At 73.3% G+C, this 23,812-nt stretch carries 19 protein-coding genes and 2 pseudogenes; 3 read left to right on the plus strand and 18 right to left on the minus strand.

Annotation, left to right across the window (positions count from 1 at the left end; translation table 11 throughout):
- The 8 genes and pseudogenes from C1A33_RS35725 to C1A33_RS14430 form a co-directional block, all read right to left on the minus strand.
- On the minus strand, positions 1 to 242 hold a 242-nt coding region (locus C1A33_RS35725; protein WP_207770311.1), incomplete at its 3' end, for a hypothetical protein.
- A 9-nt stretch (positions 243 to 251) separates the two neighbouring features.
- Positions 252 to 503: an acyl carrier protein gene (locus C1A33_RS14405; protein ID WP_101832027.1), complete on the minus strand. Its 252-nt coding sequence runs from the start codon at positions 501 to 503 to the stop codon at positions 252 to 254.
- Entirely contained in the window at positions 500 to 2,410 is a 1,911-nt protein-coding gene (locus tag C1A33_RS14410) for an HAD-IIIC family phosphatase (protein WP_101832028.1), read from the minus strand. The genes C1A33_RS14405 and C1A33_RS14410 overlap by 4 nt, the downstream gene beginning before the upstream one ends.
- Before the next feature lie 208 nt (positions 2,411 to 2,618).
- Entirely contained in the window at positions 2,619 to 3,074 is a 456-nt protein-coding gene (locus C1A33_RS36585) for an LLM class oxidoreductase (RefSeq protein ID WP_243407553.1), read from the minus strand.
- A 202-nt stretch (positions 3,075 to 3,276) separates the two neighbouring features.
- Positions 3,277 to 3,600 (minus strand): annotated as a pseudogene (locus tag C1A33_RS36590) (LLM class flavin-dependent oxidoreductase); the annotation flags it as partial.
- A gap of 69 nt (positions 3,601 to 3,669) precedes the next feature.
- Positions 3,670 to 4,269 carry a TetR/AcrR family transcriptional regulator gene (locus C1A33_RS14420; RefSeq protein WP_101832029.1) on the minus strand — a complete coding sequence of 200 codons (600 nt, stop codon included), beginning with the start codon at positions 4,267 to 4,269 and terminating at the stop codon, positions 3,670 to 3,672.
- Positions 4,270 to 4,330: 61 nt separating this feature from the next.
- Positions 4,331 to 5,839, minus strand: a complete 1,509-nt coding sequence (locus C1A33_RS14425; RefSeq protein ID WP_101832030.1) for a DHA2 family efflux MFS transporter permease subunit — start codon at positions 5,837 to 5,839, stop codon at positions 4,331 to 4,333.
- A 150-nt stretch (positions 5,840 to 5,989) separates the two neighbouring features.
- A complete protein-coding gene (locus C1A33_RS14430; protein ID WP_101832031.1) occupies positions 5,990 to 7,195 on the minus strand; it encodes an LLM class flavin-dependent oxidoreductase in 1,206 nt (401 codons plus the stop codon).
- A 273-nt stretch (positions 7,196 to 7,468) separates the two neighbouring features.
- On the opposite strand from C1A33_RS14430, the gene C1A33_RS14435 reads away from it, so the two are divergent.
- Positions 7,469 to 8,677 (plus strand): cytochrome P450, encoded by a 1,209-nt coding sequence (locus C1A33_RS14435; protein ID WP_101832032.1) that lies wholly within the window; start codon positions 7,469 to 7,471, stop codon positions 8,675 to 8,677.
- A gap of 49 nt (positions 8,678 to 8,726) precedes the next feature.
- Positions 8,727 to 9,167 carry a nuclear transport factor 2 family protein gene (locus tag C1A33_RS14440; RefSeq protein ID WP_101832033.1) on the plus strand — a complete coding sequence of 147 codons (441 nt, stop codon included), beginning with the start codon at positions 8,727 to 8,729 and terminating at the stop codon, positions 9,165 to 9,167.
- 46 nt (positions 9,168 to 9,213) lie between these two features.
- Here C1A33_RS14440 and C1A33_RS14445 read toward each other — a convergent pair whose 3' ends face one another.
- The 10 genes and pseudogenes from C1A33_RS14445 to C1A33_RS14490 all read right to left on the minus strand — a co-directional run bounded on the left by C1A33_RS14445 (position 9,214) and on the right by C1A33_RS14490 (position 22,357).
- Entirely contained in the window at positions 9,214 to 10,218 is a 1,005-nt protein-coding gene (locus tag C1A33_RS14445; RefSeq protein ID WP_207770312.1) for an LLM class flavin-dependent oxidoreductase, read from the minus strand.
- Between the two features lie 128 nt (positions 10,219 to 10,346).
- On the minus strand, positions 10,347 to 12,269 hold the full coding sequence (locus tag C1A33_RS14450; RefSeq protein ID WP_101832034.1) for a dipeptide ABC transporter ATP-binding protein: 1,923 nt from the start codon (positions 12,267 to 12,269) through the stop codon (positions 10,347 to 10,349).
- Positions 12,262 to 13,134: an ABC transporter permease gene (locus C1A33_RS14455; RefSeq protein WP_243407554.1), complete on the minus strand. Its 873-nt coding sequence runs from the start codon at positions 13,132 to 13,134 to the stop codon at positions 12,262 to 12,264. Before C1A33_RS14455 ends, C1A33_RS14450 begins: the two co-directional genes overlap by 8 nt.
- The gene (locus C1A33_RS14460) at positions 13,131 to 14,063 is read right to left on the minus strand and encodes an ABC transporter permease (RefSeq protein ID WP_101832035.1); all 933 of its coding nucleotides are present in this window, start codon (positions 14,061 to 14,063) and stop codon (positions 13,131 to 13,133) included. The genes C1A33_RS14455 and C1A33_RS14460 overlap by 4 nt, the downstream gene beginning before the upstream one ends.
- A complete protein-coding gene (locus tag C1A33_RS14465) occupies positions 14,063 to 15,766 on the minus strand; it encodes an ABC transporter substrate-binding protein (protein ID WP_207770313.1) in 1,704 nt (567 codons plus the stop codon). The genes C1A33_RS14460 and C1A33_RS14465 overlap by 1 nt, the downstream gene beginning before the upstream one ends.
- A gap of 54 nt (positions 15,767 to 15,820) precedes the next feature.
- Positions 15,821 to 16,411 carry an acyl carrier protein gene (locus tag C1A33_RS14470; protein WP_165818386.1) on the minus strand — a complete coding sequence of 197 codons (591 nt, stop codon included), beginning with the start codon at positions 16,409 to 16,411 and terminating at the stop codon, positions 15,821 to 15,823.
- A pseudogene (locus C1A33_RS14475) lies at positions 16,408 to 19,935 on the minus strand (type I polyketide synthase); the annotation flags it as partial. The gene C1A33_RS14470 and the pseudogene C1A33_RS14475, both read right to left, overlap by 4 nt.
- 66 nt (positions 19,936 to 20,001) lie before the next feature.
- Complete coding sequence (locus C1A33_RS14480) at positions 20,002 to 20,208, minus strand: ferredoxin (RefSeq protein ID WP_101832039.1); 207 nt, start codon at positions 20,206 to 20,208, stop codon at positions 20,002 to 20,004.
- Positions 20,205 to 21,491, minus strand: a complete 1,287-nt coding sequence (locus C1A33_RS14485) for a cytochrome P450 (RefSeq protein ID WP_101832040.1) — start codon at positions 21,489 to 21,491, stop codon at positions 20,205 to 20,207. The genes C1A33_RS14480 and C1A33_RS14485 overlap by 4 nt, the downstream gene beginning before the upstream one ends.
- A gap of 59 nt (positions 21,492 to 21,550) precedes the next feature.
- Complete coding sequence (locus C1A33_RS14490) at positions 21,551 to 22,357, minus strand: SDR family NAD(P)-dependent oxidoreductase (protein WP_165818387.1); 807 nt, start codon at positions 22,355 to 22,357, stop codon at positions 21,551 to 21,553.
- 376 nt (positions 22,358 to 22,733) lie between these two features.
- Between C1A33_RS14490 and C1A33_RS14495 the strand changes: the two genes are divergently transcribed.
- The gene (locus C1A33_RS14495) at positions 22,734 to 23,762 is read left to right on the plus strand and encodes a 3-oxoacyl-ACP synthase III family protein (protein WP_101832042.1); all 1,029 of its coding nucleotides are present in this window, start codon (positions 22,734 to 22,736) and stop codon (positions 23,760 to 23,762) included.
- Positions 23,763 to 23,812: the final 50 nt, after the last annotated feature.

A 23,812-nucleotide genomic window follows, 5' to 3' on the forward strand; every position in this document is an offset into this window, starting at 1 on the left:
GCCAGGTCCAGGCCGGTCACCGGGGAGTCGGCGGGAGGGGGCGATGGTGCGGGAGCGCCCGGCTCGGGTTCCGCCTCCCCGGGGACCGGTGCCAGCCAGCAGAGCGGAAACGTCCACGAGGGGGCGAAGCAGCCGGCGACCACTCCGTGCGGCCCGCGGACCGTCACCATCGCGGTCCAGCCCTCGAACAGCCACGCCGCGGCACGCCTGATCGACCGCGTCAGTCGCGTCAGTCGCGTCATCTCGTCTGGTCAGCCGGCCGGACGAGGAGACGGCGCGGACGTGCAGACCACGGTGTGCACGTCGCGGAGGCTGGTGGCCGCCAGGACGTCGGGTAGCGAGATGGGCGCGCCGGTCCGCTGTTCGAGGACGGAAAGCAGGGCCAGCAGGTGCACCGAATCCCAGCCGGGCACCTGGTCGAGGTCGAGCTCCGTGTCGGCCTCGGTCAGCGGCAGGCCCAGCTCGCCGCGCAGGAGTTCGACGAACTCGTCGATGGTGATCATGCGGTGCCCTCTCCGGGGTCGGCGTCGACGTGCAGATGCTCGGGCGTCTCCAGCGGCTCGGCGAGGGAATGCCGGAAACACGCGATGTCGCCGTCCGCGTGGTCGCCGGCCGTGGGCACCCGTTCGAATCCGTAGCGCGGGTAGAGGTCGTGGACGAATCCGTTGCGGGCGGAGGGCCGGTAGGTGCCGTGCACGGCCCGCGCGCCACTGGCCCGGGCCTGGTCCAGAATCGTGGAAAGACAGGCCTGTTCGATGCCGCGGGAGAAGACCCGGCAACTGAGCACGAAGTTGTCAATGTGAACGTCCGGGCCGGAGCGCCGCATAAACACGGCGCCGACCAGTCCGTTGTCGCCGAACCGGTCGCGGGAGCGGATGGTGAGCACCCGGGAGTGCGGGTCGGCGAGCAGCTGGTGGACGTCCCCGGGCTGCATCCGCAGGGTGGTGAGATTGAACTGGTTCGTGCGCAGGCTGAGCTGGGAGACGCGCGGTACGTCGGATTCGACGGCGTCCGCCAGGCGGACCGAGACCCGCAGTTCGCGCAGGTATCCCTGCAGCGAGTCGAAGCTCTGCAGGAAATCGTTCCGGTCGGCCTCCTCGCGGTATTTCGTCACGCGGGTCCGGTCTTCCGCCGTGAGCCCCCGGGTGGCGAACCAGCCGTCCGACAGCAGCCGCGTCGGGTGCGACGCCGGCTCGTCGTCGAGCGCCACGACGGCGACGGCGGGCAGCTCCCGGCTGACCAGCTCACACTCGAAGCGACTGTCATCGACGAAGACGAGGCTGTCCAGCCCGAGGTTGAGCGCCTCGGCGAGGTCGGCCAGGGCCTCGTGCTTGGGCCGCCAGCTCGCCGTGACACGCACGAAGTCGTCCTCCCGCAGCGGCATGTCCGTGCGGCGGCGCAGGGCCTCCCGGACCAGGTCACGGTCGTTCTTGCTCACGATCGCCAGCAGCACGCCCTGGGATCCGAGCTGGCGCACCACCCGCTGGAAGCGGGCGAACGCCTCGCCCCGCGGCGCGTCGGCGACCTCGATGCCCTCGACGCCGTCCTCGCCGAGGATTCCTCCCCACAGCGTGCCGTCGAGATCGAGCACCAGGCACTTGCGGGTGCGCCCGGCGAGGTGCCGGGCGAGATGCCCCACCTCCGCGGCATAGACGGCGAGCAGGGCCGGGGACAGGTGCGCCCTGGCGTAGGTGCTCAGCCGCTGCTCGATGAGCGCGACACCGTCGGCGAGGAACGGATCGAGATCGACGACGACCAGGCTCGGGTGGCCCGCGGCCAGCCGCAGCAGCCGCGCGTTCGCCTCCCGCCACAGCGCGCCGAGTGTCGCGCGGGCGCCGAGGTCGACGAGCTGCGCCTGCCACAGCCGCGGCAGCGGCAGGGTGTTGAGGACGAGCACTCCCCGTCCGCGCGCTTCGAACTCGGTCACCAGGTGCTCGAGGAGCTGGACCTTCTCGTCGAACGCGCGGGCCACGTCCGCGGGTTGCCACTCCACGGGCAGTTCGTCGAGGACGACCATCGGATCCAGCACGCACAGCGTCAGGTCGGGCTTCTCGGCGTAGAGGCGGCTTGTCGGGTCCGCGAGGTCGAAGACGTAGCCGTCGAACGCCGAGACCACCGGGCGTAGCAGCAGGCCATGCCGGGCCAGCTGCATCGTCAGCGGCGCCAGCAGCGGCGCCAGGGTGCCATGTCCGGTGATCGCCAAGGTGAGGACCGGTGTCGTCGGATGGGCTCGCAGCACGTCGTCCGGATCGAGGCGGGCGAGCAGGTGGCCGGCGCGGAGGCGCTCGGCGTCCGGCAGGGCGGCGAGCCAACCTGGCACCTCGGCATAGCGAGATGCCAGGTCGCCACGCTGGAACGCGGCGAACAGCTGGCTGGCGGATTCGGGGACGGCGGTCTGGGTGTCGTCCATCCTCACTCCTGGTCGGCGGCTGGCCCCGCCGACGCCCAGGAGTGAGGCAGGAACGCCTGCGCACCACGATCGAGGGGCCCGGGGCCGCTACCTCTCGATCGTCGCCCGGGCGGCTAAAACCCGGCTTTGGTGTGGTTAAGCTCGCGGCCCGTGCCGCCAGCCAGGACGGCACGCCGACCCGGGTCAGTGTTTCGGTCGTGCCGTCCGGTCAGGGGATGCCCGCGCCGACGGCCGGGCGGGGCAGGCCCAGCCGTTCCCGCAGGGTCGTGGCCTCGTAACCACCGCGGAACAGCCCGCGCTCCCGCAGGGCCGGGGCGACGCCGCGGGTGATGGCCGGCAGGTCGTGGCGCGAGACGCCGGGGCGGAGCCGGAACCCCTCGACCCCGAGGCCGTGCCAGTCGGCGAGCAGGTCGGCGAGGCCCTCCGGGGTTCCGGTGAAGATCAGTGCGTCCGAGGTGGTCTCCGCGCCCGCCAGCGCGTCCAGCCGTCGCAGGCGGGTCCGCGCCTCCTGCTCGGTCCGGTCCAGGAAGACGACGAGGTCGGCGAAGACGCGCAGGGGTGACCTGCGGCCCGCCTCCGCCTCGAGCTTGCGGACCCAGTCCACGGTCGCGGTCACCGCGTCGGTCTCCCGCGGGGTGAGGAAGACGACGTCGGCGTTGCCCACGGCGAACCGGTGCGAGTGCTCGGCGTGCGACAGCGCCGGTCAGGTATTCGGCCACGCCAGGGTCGCGGGGGCTGGTGAACCGCGGCGGCGTCCGGCGGGGACCGGGCATGGACACGCCGTGCGCGGCGGACAGCGGACGCCAGCCCACGCGGCCGCCGGTGAGGTGATCGAGCGTGGCAACCGTGGTCGCCAGCCGGAAGGGGTCGGAGTGGATGGTGGCGGCGGGCACCAGTCCGATGCGCGTGGTCAGCCGGGCGGTGTAGGCGGCGACCAGCAGGGTGTCGAGGCGGCCGCTGACCTGGTCGGCGCGGTCGTCGGGAGTGCCGGGGCGGGCGGACTGCAGGGCGGGGGAGTCCTCCATCGTCACGAAGTCCAGCAGTCCCCGCTCCGCCTCGACGATCTGCTCGCCCCAGTAGTCGGCGGTGAGCAGGTCGCCGCCGCCCGCGTCGGAGTCGCGCCAGGCCGCCGGGTGCCACCCGGCATCGGCGAGGGCGACGGCGAGGTGTAAGCGGCTGTTTTCGGGCATGGCGCGCCTCCAGATGGCGGCTGGCCGCCGCCGTTGGTCGTCCGCGTGCTCGGTGGGGTCCGGAGGGGATCAGCTCCGGGGGCGCAGTCCCGTCATGACGAAGTCGAGCAGTCGGGCACCGTCGTCCGACGTCTGCTCGGCGGTGAGCGCGATGGCGTTGATCAGCTTCAGCAGTGTCGAGGTATCCAGATCGGAGCGGAACGAGCCGGCGGCCTGGGCCGCCCGGAGCAGGCCGTCCACCGCCATCCGCATCTCCCGGCACGCCTGGTACAGCAGGGATGACTCGTGGTGCAGGGTCGGCATCAGCGACGACGCCAGCCACCGGTAGGCGGTCAGGTGCCGGACGAACGCGCCGATCCACTCCAGCAGCGCGTCCTCGGCGCTCAGCCCCGCGGCGGGCTCGGCCGCCAGCTGCCGCAGGGATTCGAAACGGTCGGAGAGCACGGCCTCCAGCAGGGCCTCGCGGGTCGCGAAGTGCCGGTAGACGGTGCCGACGCCGACGCCGGCGAACCGGGCGACCTCGTGCAGCGAGGCGTCCGCCCCCTGGGCCGCGAAGACCGACCGGGCCGCGGACAACACCCGGGCGCGGTTGCGGGCCGCGTCCGCCCGGACAGGTTGACCCTGTGCTGACTGGTCCGCGTGGATGCGCGGGGTCGCTGTCGGCGTCATCGTGGCCCCCTTGGTGTGTGCACCGCCAGAATCGCACAGACGCGCGGCCGGTCGGGACCGGTCACTGTTGTGGAGCGGACCGTGCGGGGTCACGGATGACGACCACCGCGAGGACGACGGCGGCGGCGGCCAGTGCCGCGGGCACGTACATCGCCGAGGCGATGCCCTCGGCCCACGCGTGCCGGAGTTGCGCGGCCGGGCTGAGCCCTGGCACCGGGTGAGCGGCGGAGTCGCGCAGCGAGGTGCCGTACACCGTGGTCAGCACCGCGACGCCCATGGTCGAGCCGACCTGCTGCAGGCACTGGAGCAGGCCGGAGGCGGAGCCGGTGGCCTGGGGCGGCAGCCCGGCGAGGATCACCGAGTTCAGCGGCATGAACGTCAACCCGATGCCGACGCCGAACAGCAACAGCGGCCCGAGCACGCTCGCCGGATAGCTGGACCGGTCGTCCAGCAGCACCAGCCAGACCGCCGCCCCGGCGAGCATCACTGTGCCGATCGTGGTGAGCCGCTTGCCGCCAAGTTTGGTCATCATTGTCGGCGCGGTGCGCGCGCAGACGAACTGCAGCGCCGCCATGGGCAGGAACGCGAGCCCGGCGCGCAGCACGCTGAAACCCAGCACCTGCTGGACGAAGACCGACATATACAGCATGACGCCGCCCATGGCCGCGCCCAGCAGCAGCATGTTGGTGTACGCGGCGGCGCGGGTGCGCTGGCCGAGCAGCCGGTAGGCGACGATCGGCTGCTCGGCGCCACGCTCGATCAGTGCGAAGGCGACGAGCAGGACCGCCGCGGCGCCGAACGCGCTCAGAGTGAGGCCGTCGGACCATCCGTCGGAGGCGGCGCGGATGAAGCCGTAGGCAAGCGAGGCCACCCCCAGCGCGGAGGTGATGGCACCGCCGACGTCGAACCGGGCCGAGTGGCGCGGAGTGTCCTTCAGGAACCGCGGGGCGAGCAGCGCGGTGGCGGCGCCGAACGGCAGGTTGATGAAGAACACCCAGCGCCAGGAGGCGGTGGCCAGCAGCCCGCCGAGGATCAGGCCGAGGGTCAGTCCGAGTCCGGCCATCATGGAGAACACGCCGAGCGCCCGGTGGCGCGCGGGCCCGTCGGCGAACGTGGTCGCCAGCAGGGCGAGTGACGCGGGTGCCGCGAACGCCGCTCCGGCGCCCTGCACCGCCCGCGCGGCGATGAGCATCTCGGCGTTGCCGGCCAGCCCGGCGGCGAGGGAGGCGAGTGTGAACACGACGAGCCCGCCGACGAACAGCCGACGCCGCCCGAACGCGTCGCCGGCGCGCCCGCCGAGCAGCAGCAGGCCGCCGAAGGCGAGCGAGTACCCGACCTGGACCCAGGCTGCGCCACTGGTGGACAGCGACAGGTCTTCGGTGATCTTGGGTAGTGCGACGTTCACGATCGTGCCGTCCACCACCACCATGAGCTGACAGGTGACGATGAGCGCCAGTGCGACGGCGAGGCGACGTCGATGTCGCGCCTCGGCAGCCGGATCGGTGGCGGGCTCCACGATCACTGGCTGGGCCGGCCCGGCCAGTGCGGCCTGCTGGTCCTGGCTGGTCATGACACGTGCCTCCGGGCGGAGATCGAGGCCGGATGGGTGGCCAGGCGATTCGGACAGGTGGTCCGTTTCGACGATACGGACCGCCAGTCCGCTTTTCAAGCAGGCGCGGCGGTCAGCGAGCGCCCGGCTACCCGATCCTGACCGGGTCGGTCAGCTGGCCCAGGCCGCCAGCCGGGCCGGCGCCGCGGCCGCGATGCCGAGCCGCTCGCGCAGCGATCCGCTCCCGTACCGGGAGCGCAGGACGCCACGGTCGCGCAGCTCGGGGACGAGGCCCTGGGTGATCGCGAGAAGGTCGTGGGGCAGCGCCGCCGGCCGCAGTCGGAAGCCCGTCACCCCCAGTGACCGCCAGGAATGGAGAAGATCGGCCAGATCGCCGGGGGTGCCAGTAAAGATCAGGGCATCGGAGGTCAGGGGGGTGCCGTTCAGCTCGTCGAGGCGGGCCCTGCGCTCGTCCGCCGCCGCCTGCGTGTCCTCGAGCAGTACCAGCAGGTCCGCGTACACCCGCAGGGGAGCCGGCCGCGGGACGGTCGCCTCCTGTTCCCGCAGGTCGGCGAGGATCTGCGGGAGGCCATCGAGGCCCGGCGGGGTCACGATGGCGAGGTCGGCCGACCGGGCCGCGAACTCGTGGGAGTAGCGGGTGTGGGACAGCGTGATCACGACGGGATGCCCCTGGGGTGGGCGCGGCGTGGTGGCGGGGCCGTCCACGCTGAACCAGTCGCCGGTGATGTCGAGGGCCCGCACCTTCGCCGGGTCGACGAACCATCCGGCGTCCGGCTGACGGACGAGCGCGTCATCGCCCCAGGTGTCCCAGAGTTGGCGGACCAGGTCGACGGTCTGTGAGCCCGCGGCGAAACCGCGCCGCAGATACGCCACCACCTCGGGATTGTCCAGGGTGCGCGGCGGGGACGGGCGTGGTTCCCGGTGTGCCGGCAGCGGCCCGGCGGCGCCGCGGTGGACCGCGATCGTGCGCCAGCCGGCCCGGCCGCCGCTGAGGTGGTCCAACGTGGCGAGGCCGGTCGCGAGCCGGTACGGGTCGGTCCGCGTGGTCACCGACGGGACGATGCCGAGCGAGGAGGTCGCCAGCGCCATCGTGGTGGCCGCCAGCAGCGGGTCGAGCCGGCCGCGCACCTGGTCGTGCCGGTCGTCGGGCTGGCCGGCCTGGACGGACTGGATCTCCGAACTGTCCTCGATCGTGACGAAGTCCAGAAGGCCCCGCTCGGCCTCGCGGGCGAGGTCCTGCCAGTAGGCGGCGGTGAACAGGTCCGCCGGACGCGCGTCCGGCGCGCGCCACGCCGCGGGATGCCACCCGGCGTCGTTGAGCGCGACCGCGAGGTGCAGGGACTGGTCCGTCGTCATGTGCGGCTCCTGGGAGGTGCCCGGGATGGGCGGGCACCGGGTCGGGCGGTGGTGGTGGACCGCGGGTCATGGGCATCCCACGGTCACGTCAGACGCGAAAGGGACACTTGGTCCGTTTCGGGTTGCGAACAGAGTACGGCAGGGTCGCGCCGATCGGATGTGATCGGAGTGATTCGTGTGGACCAAGTGACGCTTTAGGCGTTCCTATTAGCGTCTGCCCGCGGACCCCGGAGTTCCTGACCCGTTTCCCAGTGACTGTGCGGAGGCCGCGCGATGACCGAGTCCGTCGACGAGGTTCCACGCTTTCCTTTTCCCGACGGCCCGCAGGGCAGCCCCCCGCACGAGTACGCCGAGCGGCGCGCGCGGTGCCCGTTCGGCGAGGTGCAGCTGCCCAGTGGCGATCGCGGCGTGCTGCTGGTGACCTACCGCGACGTGGCCGCTGCCATGTCCGATCCCCGGCTGAGCCACAACCTGACCGCCCCCGGATCGCCGCGCGTGATGCGTGGGCCGAGCGCCCTGGACGACCCGGAGTTCATCCTGAACAAGGAGGGTCCGGACCACCTGCGGCTACGGCGGATTATCGCGGCCACCTTCACCCCGCGGGCCATCGAGCGGTGGAAGCCGGTGATCCGCGCGACCGCCCGTGAGCTGATCGACGACATGGAGAAGCAGGGGGGTCCCCTCGATCTCGTGCGGGCCTACGGGCTCGCGCTGCCGATCCGCATCATCTGCCAGCTTATGGGCGTGCCCGAGCGGGACGCGGACCGGTTCCGCACGTGGTCGATGGCGCTGGCCTCGGCCGTCGTGATGGAACCCGCCGAGCGCGGCCGGCGCATGGTCGAGTTCATGGGCTACGTACGTGAGCTGATCGCCGAGCGCCGGCGGGAGCCGCAGGACTTCCTCCTCGACAGTCTCATCGCGGCGCGCGACGGCGAGGACAAACTGACCGAGGCCGAGCTCGAGAACCTCGTCCTCAGCCTGATCGGCGCCGGCAACGAGACGACGTCCAACGTCCTCGGGAAGTCGTTCTTCGTCCTGCTGCGCGACGACGCGGTGCTGTGGCGGAGCCTGGCCGCCGATCCCGGGCTCGTGCCGTCGGCCGTCGCGGAGATGCTGCGGTACAACCCGCTGGGCAACGGTGGCTCGCTGCGCCTCGCCACCGAGCGGGTCACGTTGCCCTCGGGCACCGTCGAGAAGGGGCAGGCGGTGTTCGTCGCGACGGCCTCGGCGATGCGGGACGAGACCGTGTACGACGAGCCCGACACGGTCCGCCTCGACCGGGACGCGCCGCCGGTGCTGGCCTTCGGGGCCGGACCGCACTACTGCGTGGGCGCCTATCTGGCCAGAGCGGAGATCGGCATCGCCCTCGAGCAACTGTCGTCGCGTCTCCCGGGACTTCGGCTGGCCGTCGAGCCCGAGGAGGTCAGGTTCACGGGCGGCGATCTCATGCGGCCCGTCGAAGCGCTGCCGGTGACCTGGTAGCAGCCCGAACCGCCTCCGATCCCCGATTTCGACGAAAGGTCTGTCCATCATGTCCGACGTCAGCACGACGGTGCCCCACGCCTCGCCCCGGACCATCATTGACCGAATGCTGGAGCTGCTGGGCCGGCACGACTACTCGGGCTTCGCCGACATCTTCGCCGAGGACGCTGTCTGTGACATGCCGTTCATGACGGTTCCCGTCCTGCGGCACATCGAGGGCCGGGAGAAGATCAAGGCGACGATCGCCGGTGCGGAGGCGGCCAGCCCGATCAAGCTCGGCGAGGTCAGGTCGCCGGTGGTCTACGAAACCAGCGACGCGGAGCTGTGGTTCGTCGAGTACACGGCGACCGGGACGGTGACGACGACCGGCGGTTCGTACCGCACGACGTACTTCGTCATGCTGCGCATCCGTGACGGCCTGATCCACTACTACCGCCAGTACAACGAGAGCGGCGCCGCGATCATCGCCTCGACCACCCCCGCCGGCTGACCGGCGCCGCGAGGGCCGCGCCGGTCGCTCGGCGCCGGCCCCGCGCTCAGAGCTCCTCGGCGACCTTCGCGAGGAGCTCGTAGGAGTGCACCCGCGCGCCGAAGTCGTGGGTCGACGTTGTCGCGATGACCTCGGCGGCGCCGGTCGCCTCGACGAGCTGCGCGATCTTCGCCCGGACGCGATCCGGCCCCCCGATCACATGGGTCTCCAGGCGCTCGGCGACAGCCGCGCGCTGCGCGGGGGTCAACGGATACCGCGCGGCTTCGGCGTCGGTCGGCAGCAGCTGTGGCGGTTGCCCTGAGCGCAGCAGCACCATGCTGACCGCGACCGGGAGCGCCAGCCGGGCCGCCTCGGCATCGGTCTGCGCGACGACGACGGTGGCGGCCAGGATGAGATCGGGCCGGGCGCGCACGGGCGACGGCTCGAAGGCGCGGTGGTATTCCGCCGCGGCGGCCGCCGCGCCGGCGGGGTTGAAATGATGAGCGAACGCGTAGGGCAGGCCCAGCCTGCCGGCGAGCCGCGCGCTGTCGGGACTCGACCCCAGCAGCCAGACGTCCGGCGCGTTGCCCACCGCGGTGACGGCCTGGACCGGACGCGGGTGCCGCGGGTCCGCCGGGGAGAAGTAGCCGAACAGCTCGGCCAGATGCGCAGGGAAGTCGCGGTCCGCACCCCGGCGCAGCGCCGTCGCGGTGGGGCCGTCCAGCGCGCCGGCTCGGCCAATGCCCAGGTCGATCCGCCCGGGGAAGAGGGCCTGCAGCGTCCCGAACTGCTCGGCGACGATCAGCGGCGGGTGGTTGGGCAGGATCACCCCGCCCGAGCCGACGCGCAGGCTCGTGGTGGCGGCGGCCAGCCGGGCGGCCAGGACCGCGGGTGTCACGCTCGCCACGCTTGGCGTGTTGTGATGCTCCGCCAGCCAGTAGCGCACGTAGCCCGCGGACTCGGCCGCTCGCGCGAGTTCCACGGCCTCGTTGAGCGCGGTCGCGGGCGTGGTGTCCGACCAGACCGGGGCCGTGTCGAGGACTGACAGGCGCAGGCCGGATGCAGTGGTCACGTTGCTTCCCTCCGTGGCGCGGATCTGCAGGGGATTGCTGTCGGGCGACGGTCACACTGCTGACGGCAAGGGCGTGCCGGGTCGTGCGTGCGATGCGCGGTCTCGATGTCGCGCAGGCGGGCCCACGACTACGGTAGTGGCTCGCCAGTTGTCCTTGCGTAGCCGGTCGTGTCCCGTCGCGCACCACCGTCCTTGGCGAGGTCGACGCGTCCGGGCCGCAACCGGGGCAGCGCCGCGAGCAGGTCCTGGGTGTAGGGATGGCCCGGGTGTTCGAAGACCTCGTCGGCGTCGCCCGCCTCGACCACGCGGCCGGCGCGCATGACCATCACCCGATCGCTGAGATGCTGGACGACGCCGAGGTCGTGCGAAACGAAGAGCATGGCGGTGCCCAGGTCGCGGCGCAGGCCGTCGAACAGGTCGAGGATCTGGGCCTGGACGGACACGTCGAGCGCCGAGACCGGCTCGTCGCAGACCAGCACCGCGGGCTCGGGGGCCAGGGCGCGGGCGACGGCGACCCGCTGTCGTTCCCCACCGGACAGCTGCGCCGGACGGCGGTCCAGCAGGCCCGCGGCGAGACCGACCCGGTCCAGCAACGCGGCGACGCGGCGGCGCCGCTGGTCGCCCCGCTCCGGCACGGCCTCGCCGACGATGCGCGCGACGGTGTACCGCGGGTCGAAGGAGCCGAGCGGATCCTGCGGCACGAGCTGGATCCGTCGCCGCAGCGGGCGGCGCTGTGGCTCGGGTCGTCGCGACCATGCCTCGCCGTCTAGAAGCACCGTGCCCGAGTCGGGTGCCAGCAGCGCGAGGATGAGGTTGGCGACCGTGGTCTTGCCGGATCCCGACTCGCCGACGACCCCGAGGATCTCCGCCGGTCGAAGCTCGAACGACACGTCATCGACGGCGCGGCGGGCCGAGCCGTCCGGCCCGGGAAAGGACTTGGTCAGCCCGCTCGCGGTCAGGATGGGCGCGGTGGCCTGCACCGGCCGGGCCTGCACCGGCAGGGACCGGGCGGGCGCCGCGGGTGCGGTGGGCCGGGCGGGTTCGGCGTACCAGCAGCGGGCCGACCGACCGGGCCCGACCGGTACCGCGGTCGGTCGCTGTTCGAGGCACCGGTCGGTCACCTGCGGGCATCGCGGCGCGAACACGCATCCGCCGGTGGGCTGCGGGGTGGCGGCGGCCGTCGTGGGGGGCGCGAGCGGCAGGCCCCGGTTGGCCGCCGAGGGCACGGCCGCGAGCAGGAGCCGGGTGTAGGGGTGCGCCGGTGTGCTGAGCAGATCCGCCGCCGGTCCCTGCTCGACGATCAGGCCCTGGTACATCACCGCCACCCGGTCCGCGATCCCGGCGACGACCGCGAGGTCGTGGCTGACGAGCAACAGGGCCGTGCCGGCGGACTTGCGGCCTGCCAGCGAGGCCAGCAGCCTCGCCTGGGTGGTGACGTCGAGCGCGGTGGTCGGTTCGTCGGCGACGAGGATGGGCGGCTCCGCGGCCATCGCCGCGGCGATCAGTGCTCGCTGGCGCAGTCCGCCGGACAACTCGTGCGGGTACTGGCGGGCGCGCACCTCCGGCTCGGGGACTCCGGCCTGGTCCAGCAGGTCGACGACGCGGCCGGGGACGTCCCGACCGGCGACCACCCGATGGTTGCGCAGCGCCTCGGCGATCTCGGCGCGGACCGGCCGCAACGGATCGAGCGAGACCAGCGCGTCCTGGAGCACCAGGCCGATGCTGCCGCCGCGGACCTGGCGCAGGCGACGCGCGGACATGGAGAGCAGGTCCTCGCCGTCGAGGTCCATCCTTTCGGCCTCGACGCGCGCCCGCGGTCCGGCGAGGCCGAGCAGGGAGCGCACCGTCACACTCTTGCCCGACCCCGACTCGCCGACGATGGCCAGGCACTCGCCTGCGGCGAGGGTGAGGTCCACGCCCCGCACGGGGCGAACGCGGGAGCGATGCGCCGGAAAGGTGACTCGCAGGTCGCGCACGTCCAGCAACGGCCGCCCGGGCGGGCCCGGCGCGGGGGCTGGCGGGCGCCGTGGCCCGGTCGCGGAGTCAGGCACGGGGCACCGACTCCCGGCGCTCGAAGCGGCGCTGCAGGTCCCGGCCGGCGATGTTCAGCGCGACGACGGTCAGGGCGATGGCGACGCCGGGAAACACCGCGGGGGCCCAGGCGACGGCGAGGTAGTTGCGGCTGGTGGACAGCATCGACCCCCACTCGGCCTGCGGCGCGCGCGGACCCAGGCCGAGGAAGCTGAGCGTCGTCCCCGCGATGATTGCCGAGCCGATGTTGATCATCGAGAAGACGAGCAGCGGAGGCAGCGCGTTCGGCAGCACGTGGCGCAGCTGGATCGACAGGGGCGGGCGACCGAGGACGACGGCGGCGCGGACGAAGTCGGACCGGCGGACCACCAGGCTCTGCGATCGTGCGATGCGCAGGAATCCCGGCATCGTCGCGCAGGCCAGCGCGATCACGGAGTTGGTGGAGCCCGGTCCGAGCGTCGCGATGACCAGCAGCGCCAGCAGAAGGCCGGGAAAGGCGAGCAGCACGTCGGCCAGGCGCATGATCACGGTGTCCGCCCGCCGGCCCCAGGTCGCGGCGGCGACACCGAGCGCCGCGCCGATCACGAGTGCGATCAGGGTGGATCCGACGCCGATCAGCAGCGACGGCCTGGCCCCGTAGACGATCCGGCTGAGGATGTCGCGGCCGAGCTCGTCCGTGCCGAGCGGATGGCCGCCTCCCGGCGGGGCGAGTGCGACGGCGGGATCCGCGGCGTCCGGTGCCAGCGAGGTGAACGCGCCCGGCCAGGCCAGGGCGACCAGGATCAGCCCCACCACGGCCCAGGACACGGCCAGCGGCGCCCGACCGATCCGCCCCGCCAGGCCGCCGCGTATCCGCAGGGTCGCGGCCTCGGGTGGCGCGGTCACGCCGTCGCCGTGCGCAGCCGGGGATCGACGACGCGGTAGAGAACGTCGATGACCAGGTTGAGGACGCAGAACACCAGCGCGGACACCAGCACGACGCCGGTGACCGTCGGCAGGTCCCGCGACGTGATGGCGGTCGCGGCGATCCGCCCCAGGCCCTGTCGGCTGAAGACCGTCTCGACCACCACCGTGCCGCCGAGAAGCGCGCCGAGGATCCATCCCGACACGGTGAGCAGCGGGATCAGGGCGTGCCGCAGACCGTGCCGCAGCCGCACCATGGTCTCCCCGGTTCCCCGGGCGCGGGCGCTGACGGTGAACGGCTCGTCGAGGGCCCGCTCAAGCCCGTCTCGCAGCACCTGGGTGAGAACTCCAATGATGCTGACGGCGAGGGTCACCGCCGGCAGCACGAGCCCGCGTACGCTCGTGCCGCTGATCACCGGGAACCAACCGAGTCGGAACGAGAACAGGCTGAGGAGCAGGATGCCGATCCAGAAGCTCGGGCTGGACGTCAGCAGCAGTTCGCCGCCCGACGACAGTCCGCGCATCGCCGGGCGGCGCCCCGCCGTGGCCACGGCGAGCGGCACCGACACCGCGAAGGCGATCGCCAGCGCCGCCACGGCGAGGGTGACCGTCGCCCACACCTGCTCCCGGAGCACCCGCGTGACCGGCTCGTGCAGCTGGTAGGACGTGCCGAGGTCGCCGCGCAGCAGCCGGCCGAGGAAGACGACGTACTGCACGGCCAGCGGACGGTCCAGCCCCATCTCGTGCCGGGTCGTCGCCACCAGCTCGGCCGACGGGTTGGGCACCCCGAGCGACACCTCGGCCGGGTCACCCGGCAGCAGGTGGTACGCGGCGAAGGTGACGGTCTCGGCGCCCAGCAGGACGCCGAGCGCCCGCAGGAACGGCTTCGCCAGTCGTCGCGACACGGTCATCAGCCGCTCAGCCAGGCGCCGGTGAGCACCGGATCGCCGCTGGCGCTGAAGGACAGCCCGTGGACGCGGGTACTCGTGCCCAGCAGGTAGGTGGGCACGTAGATCGGGATGGCGTACGCCTGATCGATGACCCGGGCCTGGACCGCGGCGTAGTCACGCCTGCGCACCGTGCCGTCGCTGCTGGCGGCGGCCTCGTCGAGCTGCCTGTCCAGGGTCGGGTCGCGCAGGCCGAGGACGTTGTAGCCGCCCTTCGACAGCACCTCCGCCGAACCGAACAGCAGGCGAAGGATGTCCGGTTCGGCGCGCTGGGTGCTCACCGCGACGATGTCCGCGGTGCGCGTCGCGACCGCCCGCGTGTAGGTGCCGGAGTCCTGACCGACGACGTCGAGGTGGATGCCGAGCTTGCGGGCGGAGGCCTGGATGCCCTGGTAGAGCACGTCCCGCTGCTCACGCAGGAACTGGGCCGGGTACGGCAGGAAGATCCTCAGCTGCTGTCCGTCGCGGGTCCGGTAGCCCTGCCCGTCGCGACCGGTCCAGCCCGCCTCGTCGAGCAGTCGTCCGGCGAGCGCCGGGTCCGGCCGCCAGCTGTTCTCCAGTGCGCGGTCGTAGGCGGCGGTGGTGGGGCTCAGCGCGCTCCACGCGCGCGCGTACTGCCCGAAGTACACCGATGTCGTGAGGGCGGTGAAGTCGACGCCCCGCTGTAGCGCGCGGCGTACCCGCAGGTCCGTCAGGGGCCCGCGGGTGGTGTTGAGGTACAGCGTGAAGACCCCGCCGGGGGCCTGGTCGGTCAGGAGCCGCAGGCCGTTGCCGCGGACCGTGCGGGCGCTGACCGGCGGTACCTGCGCGATGGCGTTGACCTGGCCGCTGGTCAGCGCGCCGAGCCGGGCGGCGTCCTCCTTGATGAACGAGACGGTGATCCCGTCGAGGTAGGCGGCGCCGGGACGGGCGCCGGGGGCGTTCGGACCCCAGGTGTAGGCGGCGTTGCGGCGCAGGGCGAGGCGCTGGGTCTTCGTCCACGACACGAACGAGAACGGCCCGCTGCCCACCGGGTGGACGCACTGCTGCGTGGTCGGGCGGGTGAGCGCACGGGGCGACTGGATGCCCAGGAAGGGGGTGCTCAACGCCTGCAGGATGCTCGCATCCGGACGGGCGAGCCGCACGGCCACGGTCGTCGGGTTGACGATGTCCGCGCCCTGGTAGGTGCGCAGCAGGCTGCCGGCGTAGAGGGACTTGGTCGCCGGCGCCACCGCGTGGTCGAGCGTCGCCCGCACCGCGTCGGCGGTCAGCGGCGCGCCGTCGTGGAAGGTGACCCCCTTGCGCAGCGTGAAGGTGTAGGTCCGCCTGTCCGGCGACGTGGTCCACCGCTCGGCCAGCCACGGGTGGAAGCTCAGGTCGGGTGCCTGGTAGACCAGCGAGTCGAAGATGTTCCGGTCGATCAGCGCGGTGACGTTCAGAGGGTCGTAGCCCGGGTCGAGACAGCCCGGCTCGGTCTCGGCGGCGAAGGTGAGCGTGCCGCCGGAGCGCGGGCTCGCCGCCGCCGTCGGTGCGTCGTTTCCCCCACAGCCGCTGGCGAGGAGTCCCACCAGCACCAGCAGTGCCGCGAGCCCGGCCGGGGCCCGCCGCCCCCAACGGTCCCGCCGCACCCGGCTCCACCGACGTCGCCGCCGCGCTGCGGTGCCCGTGACCAGCTGCGTCGAAACCACAGACGTCCCCCTCGCGGTGCGTGGCCGATCGATTCCCGAAATGGTATCGAACGGTTACTGGCCAGATACGAGGTTTTGCGCGATGAAACAATTGCGTAGGAATTCGGCAAGGCTTTCGAGCGTGGGGTGCTCGATGATGGCCGTCGCGGGGACGGCCACGCCGGTCAGCTCGGTCAGTCGGTTGCCGAGCTCCAGCGCGGTGAACGAGGTGAAGCCCAGGTCGGTCAGCGGGGTGTCGGCGGCCAGGTCGTCCAGGTTGGGGTGGCCGAGGACGGCCGCCGCGTGCGTGCGCAGCACGTCGAGCAGGACCGCCCGCGCCTGCGCCTCGTCCGCGGCGGCGAGGCGTTCGACGAGGTCCGGGCCGCCGTCGTCGTCGTTCGAGTCGACCGTCCCGGCTGGGATGGCGACGTCGGCGACACCCCGGAAGAACGGGTCGACCTGATCGCGGCCGGCGAGGTACGCCGTCCAGTCGATGTCGGCGACCACCAGGAACGCGGCGCCGTCCCGGCGGGCCTCGGCCAGCACGTCCATCGCGAGCCGCGGTTCGACGCGGCGCAGGCCCGGCGCCGACGGTTCGCGCTCGTCCCAGGGCCCCCACGCCACGCACAGCGCGGGCAGACCCGCCGCGACCCGGGTGCGGATCACCTGGTCCGGCTCGAGATCGTGCCCGCCGTGCCCGCCGTGCCCGCCGTCCCGGCCGTCCCGGTCGCACGTCGGGGAGGCCGGCGGGCCGGGCTCGGGTGGCTGGGCGGGGGCGAAGGGCGCGGGCAGGGATGTGAACACCACGAACGCCTCGAGGTCGAGGGCGCGGGTGTGCTCGTCGAGAACCGCGGCGCGCCGCCGGTGCCGTCGGCGACGACGACCGCCCGCGGCGCTGCGGCCGCCGGGAGGTCGGCGAGCAGGGCTGCGACGGCACCGGCGTCGCGGGGGTCGAAGACCGCGGTGCCGACCTTCGCGCCGAGGCCGACCAGCTCGTCCGCCAGGGACGCGTCGATGTCCGTCGCGCGGGCGCCGACCAGGATCAGGCCGGTGGCGCCGTGGGCGGCCAGCCAGCGGGCGGCGTGCGCGCCCAGTCCCGCCGGGTCGACGGTCACCAGCACGGTCCCGCTCGGGCGCCAGTCCCGCCCGGAGCCGCCGCCGGCGGCCGGCAGGCGCGCGAGCCGCCGGGTCGACGCCGCGTCCGACCGGTCGGGGGGTGTCTCGTCGATCCGGTACCGCCAGCCGTGGGCGCGCCGCCAGGAGCTCAGCGCCGGCAGGACGTCGAGCAGCGCCGGAACCCGCTGTTCGGGCAGCCGCAGCACGTGGGCGAGGCGCTGGGCGTCCGCCTCCTCGACCGCCGACCAGAACCGGTCGTCCAACGCCGGCGTGGGCGTGGCCGGGCCCGCGTCCAGCCAGTAGCGGCGGCGCTGGAACGCGTAGGTGGGCAGCGCCACCCGCGCTGGCCGCGCCGCCGCGCCGACCAGGGCGCGGTCGTCCACCGCCAGCCCGGCGAGGCGGGCCTGGGCGAGCGCCGCCACCAGGGATTCGGCCTCCCCCCGCTCGGCCCGCAGCGTCGGCACGGCGAGCAGACCGGGCGCGGCGTCGACGGCGTCGTGCACCAGCGGGGTCAGGACCGCCCCGGGACCGATCTCGAGGAACACCCGGGTTCCGTCGTCGGACAGCGCGCGCACGCCGTCGTGGAACCGGACGGTGCGGCGCAGGTGCTCGGCCCAGTACCGCGGGTCGCCGAGGTCGTCGGGGCCGGCGAGGGCGCCGGTCACGTTGGAGGCGACCGGGATGGTCAGCGGGCGGAACGTCAGGGTGGCCGCGACGGCGGCGACCTCGTCCATCGCCGCCGCCATGTGCGCCGAGTGGAACGCGTGGCTGACCCGCAGCCGGCGGGCGGCGACGCCCCGCGCGCGCAGCGACCGGCTCAGAGCGAGCACGGGCTCCCGGTCACCGGTGATCACGACGGCCTCCGGGCCGTTCACCGCGGCGATCTCCACCCGGCCGCCGTGCTCGGCCAGCAGGTCCTCGACCTGCGCCCGCGAGGCGCGCAGCGAGACCATCGCGCCGGCACTCGGCGCCGCCTGCATCAGGGCCGCCCGCGCGGACACCAGCGTGCACGCGTCGGCCAGGTCCAGTCCGCCCGCGACGTGCACGGCCACCAGCTCACCCACCGAGTGGCCGATCAGCCGGTCCGGGATGAACCCCAGGCTCTCCAGCAGCCGGAACAGCGCGGTCTCCAGCGCGAACAGGGCCGGCTGGGCGAGACGGGTCTCGTCGAGCGCGCCCGCGCCCGGCCCGCCCGCGCCGTCGAGGACCAGCGGGCGCAGCGGACGGTCGAGGTGGCGGTCGAGGTGTGCGCAGCAGTCGTCGAAGGCGCGGGCGAACACCGGGTAGGTCGCGTACAGCTGGCGGCCCATGCCCGGGCGCTGGCTGCCCTGGCCGGTGAACAGGAACGCGACCCGGCCGGAGGTCGTGCCCCGGCCGCGCACGACGGCCGGGTCGGGGGCCCCGGCGGCGAGCGCGGCCAGACCCCGGCGCAGGTCGTCGTCGTCCCGCGCGATCACCGCGGCCCGGTGCGCGAGCAGCGGCCGGCTGCGCAGCAGCGCCGCCGCGATGTCCGCCCGGTCGGTCCGCGGGTTCGCTTCGATGAAGGCGAGCAGCCGTGCCGCCTGCGCCCGCAGCGCCGGGCCGGTCTGTCCGGACACGGTGACCGCCACCGGCGGGCGGATGGCCGGCGGGCTCGCCACGGTCGGCTCCCCCGCCGGCTCCAGCCCGTCCGGCGCCGCCAGCCCGTCCGGCGCCGCCGGTGCCTCCTCGAGGATGACGTGGGCGTTGGTGCCGCTGATGCCGAACGCGGACACCGCCGCGCGGCGCGGCCGGGCGGACCGCGGCCACGGCACGGCCTCGGTCAGCAGGGACACCGCGCCGCTGTCCCAGTCCACGTGCGGGGAGGGCGCGTCGACGTGCAGGGTCGGGGGGAGGACGCCGTGGCGCAGGGCCATGACCATCTTGATGATCCCGGCGACGCCGGCGGCCGCCTGGGTGTGGCCGATGTTCGACTTGACCGAACCGAGCCACAGCGGCCGGTCGGCGGGGCGGCCGCGCCCGTACGTCCCGAGCAGGGCCTGGACCTCCACCGGATCACCGAGCCGGGTGCCGGTGCCATGGCCTTCGACGGCGTCGACGTCCTCGGGCGTGAGCCGGCCGTCTGCCAGGGCCCGGCGGATGAGCCGTTGCTGGGCGGGCCCGTTCGGCGCGGTCATCCCGTTGCTGGCGCCGTCCTGGTTGACCGCCGAGCCGCGGATGACGGCGAGCACGGGCCGCCCGTCGCGTTCGGCGTCGGCGAGGCGGGCCAGCACGAGCAGGCCCACGCCCTCGCTGAAGCCGGTCCCGTCGGCGGCGGCCGCGTACGACTTGCACCGGCCGTCGGGGGCCAGCCCGCGCTGCCGGCTGAACTCGGTGAACACGCCGGGCGTGGCGGTCACCGTGACCCCGCCGGCGAGGGCCAGCGAGCACTCGCCGGCGCGCAGCGACCGGCAGGCCTGGTGGACGGCCACCAGCGCCGAGGAGCACGCGGTGTCGACGGTGACCGCCGGACCCTCCAGACCGAAGGTGTACGCCACCCGGCCCGAGGCGACGCTGCCGGCACTGCCGTTGCCGACGAACCCCTCGTACTCGGGCGGGACCACGCGCAGCCTGGACGCGTAGTCGTTGTACATCACCCCGGCGAACACGCTGGTGTCGGTGCCGTGCAGCGACCGGGGGTCGATGCCGGCGCGCTCGAAGGCCTCCCAGGCGGTCTCGAGCAGCAGGCGCTGCTGGGGGTCGGTCGCCATCGCCTCGCGGGGGCTGAGTCCGAACAGCCCGGCGTCGAACTCGTCCGCGTCGTGCAGGAACCCGCCGTGCCGGGTGTAGGAGCGTCCGGGCGCGTCGGGGTCGGGATCGTAGAGGTCGTCGACGTCCCACCCGCGGGTGTCGGGAAAGGCGGACACGGCGTCCTCGCCGCGGGCGACGAGCGACCACAGGTCCTCCGGGTCGCGCACCCCGCCGGGGAACCGGCAGCTCATGCCGACGATCGCGATCGGCTCGCTGGCCCGGGAGGTGACCTCGGCGAGCTGCCGCCGAGCCTGGTGCAGCTCGGCGGTGACCCACCGGAGGTAGTCGACGAGCTTCTCTTCGGTCGCCATCGGTCCTGCTGCCCTCCGTGATCGTCGCCGGGGTCGGATCGGCGCGTGCGCCGTGGCGGGTCAGGACGCCGGTGCGTCCTCGATGATCGAGATGATCTGCTCGGGGCAGGCCAGGACGCCGCCGCGGGCCTGCTCCGCGAGCCCGGCCGGTACCTCGAACTCCGCCATCTCGTTGGTGCCGAGCTCGCTGAGCTCGAAGACCTCGGGTGCCCGCATGGCGCACAGGCCATGCCCCATGCACAGCTCGCCGGCGACCCGGATCCTCATCGCGGGTCCCGCGGGTCCGTTCCGGCCACCGCGGGCCCGCCGGCGGGCGGCGCGTCGAGGCGCAGGCCGAGGGCCATCAGGCCGCGCCCGGGGGAGTAGTGCCGGATGAGCGGGGCGTCCGGGTCGACGCGGTACTCGGGGAAGCGCGCGTGCCACTCCTGCATCGCGATGGTGATGACCCGCCTGGCCAGGTGCATGCCCAGGCACCGGTGCGGACCCACCCCGAACCCCAGGTGGCGGGTGGACGGGCGGTCGAAGTCGACGTCGTCGGGGTGGTCGAAGACGCGCGGGTCGAGGCCCGCCATCCCCCAGGACAGCAGCACCCGGTCCCCCCGGCGCAGCAGCATGCCGTGCCGCTCGACGTCCTGGGTGAGGATGCGGCCGGTGCTCGACACCGGCTCGTGGCGCAGCAGCTCCTCCACGATCACGGGAATCCGGTCCGGGGGCGCGGCGGCCACGGCCCTGCGCACCTCGGGATGCTCGGCGAGGTGGAGGAACTGCAGGCCGAGGGACGCCGTCGTCGTGTCGAGGCTGGCGCCCATGGTCACGAACGCCACGTTCGTCATCTCGTCCTGGGTGAGCTCCCGCCCGTCATGGCGGCTGCGCAGCAGCTGGCTGAGCACGTCGCGACGGCCTTCGATCCCGCTGGCGCGCAGGCGCTCGATCGCGTCGGCGAAGAACTCCCGCAGCGGCCGGTTGGCGTCGACGATGTCCTCGTCGGTCCGGGCGTTCGGGATTCCCTCGCGGCGCAGCCAGGTCTTGTGGGCGAGCAGGGTCTGCAGGTGCTCGCGGCCGATGCCGAAGGTGATGAGGAACGTCTCCGCGGGCAGTGCGGTCGCGAACTCGGCGATGAAGTCACACGAGTCCCGACCCACCAGCGCGTCGGCCGCCTCGGCCGCGGCCTGCCGGATCGCGGGGGTGAAGTGGTTGACCATGGACGGGTTGAACAGCTCCGCCAGGGTCTGCCGCCAGGAACGGTGCTCGTCGCCGTCGAGCTGGATCGGGATCTGCTTCTCCGGGAAGATCGTCCGGTGCGGGATCCCGACCTGGGCGCTGGAGAACAGCTGGGGGTTGCGGGCCGCCCACTCGATGTCCTCGTACCGGGTGAGGATCCAGTAGCCGCCCAGCTCCTGCGAGCGGACGATCGGCTGGTTCTCCCGCATCTCCTTCCAGTAGGAGACCGGGTCGTCCTGCAGCCACGGTGCGTACAGGCTCCAGTGGGCGGCGCGCTGCTCGGGAGTGGCGGGGATCGGGGGGGCGTCCTGAGGTCGGGGCAGCGCCATGTCGAGTCCTTTCGGTCGCCGACCCGCGCGGGCGGTGCGGGCGGCGGCGGGCAACGACGTCAGAGCATGCTGCGGCCACCGTCGACGCCCAGATAGGCGCCGGTGAGGTGGCGGGTGAGATCCGAGGCCAACGCGACGACGACACCGGCCACGTCGTCGACCTGGGCGACTCGGCCCAGCGGTGTGGCCTTGCCCAGCTCGGTGACGACGGCGTCGCGGCGGGCGCCCGCGTTGGCGTCGGTCGGTACCATGCCCGGCGCGACGGTGTTGACCCGGATGCCGTCGGCGCCCAGTTCGTTCGCCAGCGCCCGGGCCACCGCGTCCTGGGCCGCCTTGGCCACGGACACCTCGGCGATCCCGCGGGTCGGTCGGCCGCGGGAGGCGGTGGCGCCGATCAGCACGACACTGCCGCCGCCGAGCCGGCGCATCCCCGGCACGACCTCGCGGATCGGGTAGAGCGTCGTGGCGAGCTGGATGGCCGCGCGGTCCTTGATGGCATCGGCGTTGTCCACGGCGAGGGTGCTGCCGGACTCGATCCGGTCGAACGGATTGGCCTCGACGAACCCGACGGTGTTGCACACCAGGACGCTGATGTCGCCGAGGGCGGCGCTGACCGACGCGACCAGCGCCGACACATCGGCCGCACTGGTCGCGTCGGCCCGTTCGGCCACCGCGCGGCTGCCTGCGGCCTCGATCTCGGCGACGAGCTTGCTCGCCGCTTCGGCACTGGTGTGATAATTGACGCCGACGGCGGCACCATGTGCCCCGAGGGCCCGCGCCGTCGCGGCGCCGATGCCCCTGCTGCCGCCGACGACCAGGGCGACCTGGCCGGCGAGCAGGGTACTGCGGGAATGGCTCTGGCTCATGTGTGCTCCCGGAAAGAATGGCATCGGCGCGGTGGTCTGCCGTCGCTCACAGGCCCCCTTCGGGGCGCGAACCGGGTCCGAGTCTTCCAGCGCCGGCCAACGTGAGGCTTGAGCTGACCTAAAGTGCCGACATCCGCCGGCGCACAGCGCCGTTGACCGCGCCCCGGCCGGCCGGCGGACCTGGGAAAAGAGCCCGGGAACCGGGTTGATCACATCGCTTGAGAATTGTTCGCCGGCTACGTATCGTCATCCCGGATACGCGGCAGAGGCCTCGCGCCGCCGCGGACTTCGGCCGGCTCCGGTGAATCGGTACGGGTGGCGAGTCGCCTCCCGCGTATTCCGGCCGACCCCGTCGACAGCCCGGAAGGTTTTCGTCATGCCCTGCAACGACGTTCGTATTCGTTCGACCGGGATCGCGCTGCCCGGAGAACCTGTGGACAACGCGCGGCTCGCGCGGGCGTTCGGCCTGGATCAGATCTGGGAGCAGTGGATTGACGCCTTCGTGGGTACCCGCAGCCGCTATCTGGCCACCGACCTGTCCACGGGTGAGCGGTTCAGCTCGCTCGCGGACCTCGCCGCCACCGCCGCCGGCCGGGCGCTGGCCGCCGCCGAAGTCGGCCCCGGCGACGTGGACCTGATCGTCATGGCGACGGCCACTCCCGACATGCTGATGCCCGCGACGGTGAACGTCGTCGCCGACACCCTCGGGATCAACGACGTGCCCACGTTCCAGATCCAGTCCGGGTGCACGGGAGCGCTCCAGGCGCTGGAGGTGGCCAGCCGGTTCCTGGCCACCGGGAGCCGCACCGTCCTCGCGCTGGGCGGGGACACGTGTGCCAAGCATCTCGACACCAGGGCGGACCTCGCCGGCGTGCCGCCGGCGCAGCTGGTCAACCTGCTGCTGTTCGGCGACGCCGCGGCCGCGGTCGTGCTCGGCACGAGCGAGCAGCCCGGCCTCGCGGATGTCCGGCGGGTGACGACCCGCCTGACCGGACTCGGCCGCGAGGCCGGCCAGACCCTGGAGTGGTACGGCCTGGCCGACCGCGACGGTCGTCGCCCGCCCGCCAGCGAGAACTACAAGGCGATCGAGGAGGCCGTGCCGCGGATGGCGGGCGAGATCCTCACGGAGATGCTGGCCGAGCTGGGCTGGTCGAGCGCCGACTTCGACTATCTGCTGCCGCCGCAGCTGTCCGGGCGGATGACCGACCGCATCGTCGAGCAGCTCGACGTCCCCGCGGCGCAGCCGGTCTCGTGCGTGACGGAGACCGGAAACACCGGGAATGCACTGCCCTTCCTGCAGCTGGACCGCGCACTGGCCATAATGCAGCCCGGTGACCGCGCACTGGGCATCGCGGTCGAGTCCAGCAAGTGGATCAAAGGTGGCTTCGCGTTCGAGCGTGTCTGATCCACGTGTGCGGACCGGCCGGTGCCGGCCGGGTTTCGCTCGCGGCGCGC

This window comes from Frankia canadensis (assembly GCF_900197875.1).
In the GTDB taxonomy this organism is placed as follows: domain Bacteria; phylum Actinomycetota; class Actinomycetes; order Frankiales; family Frankiaceae; genus Frankia; species Frankia canadensis.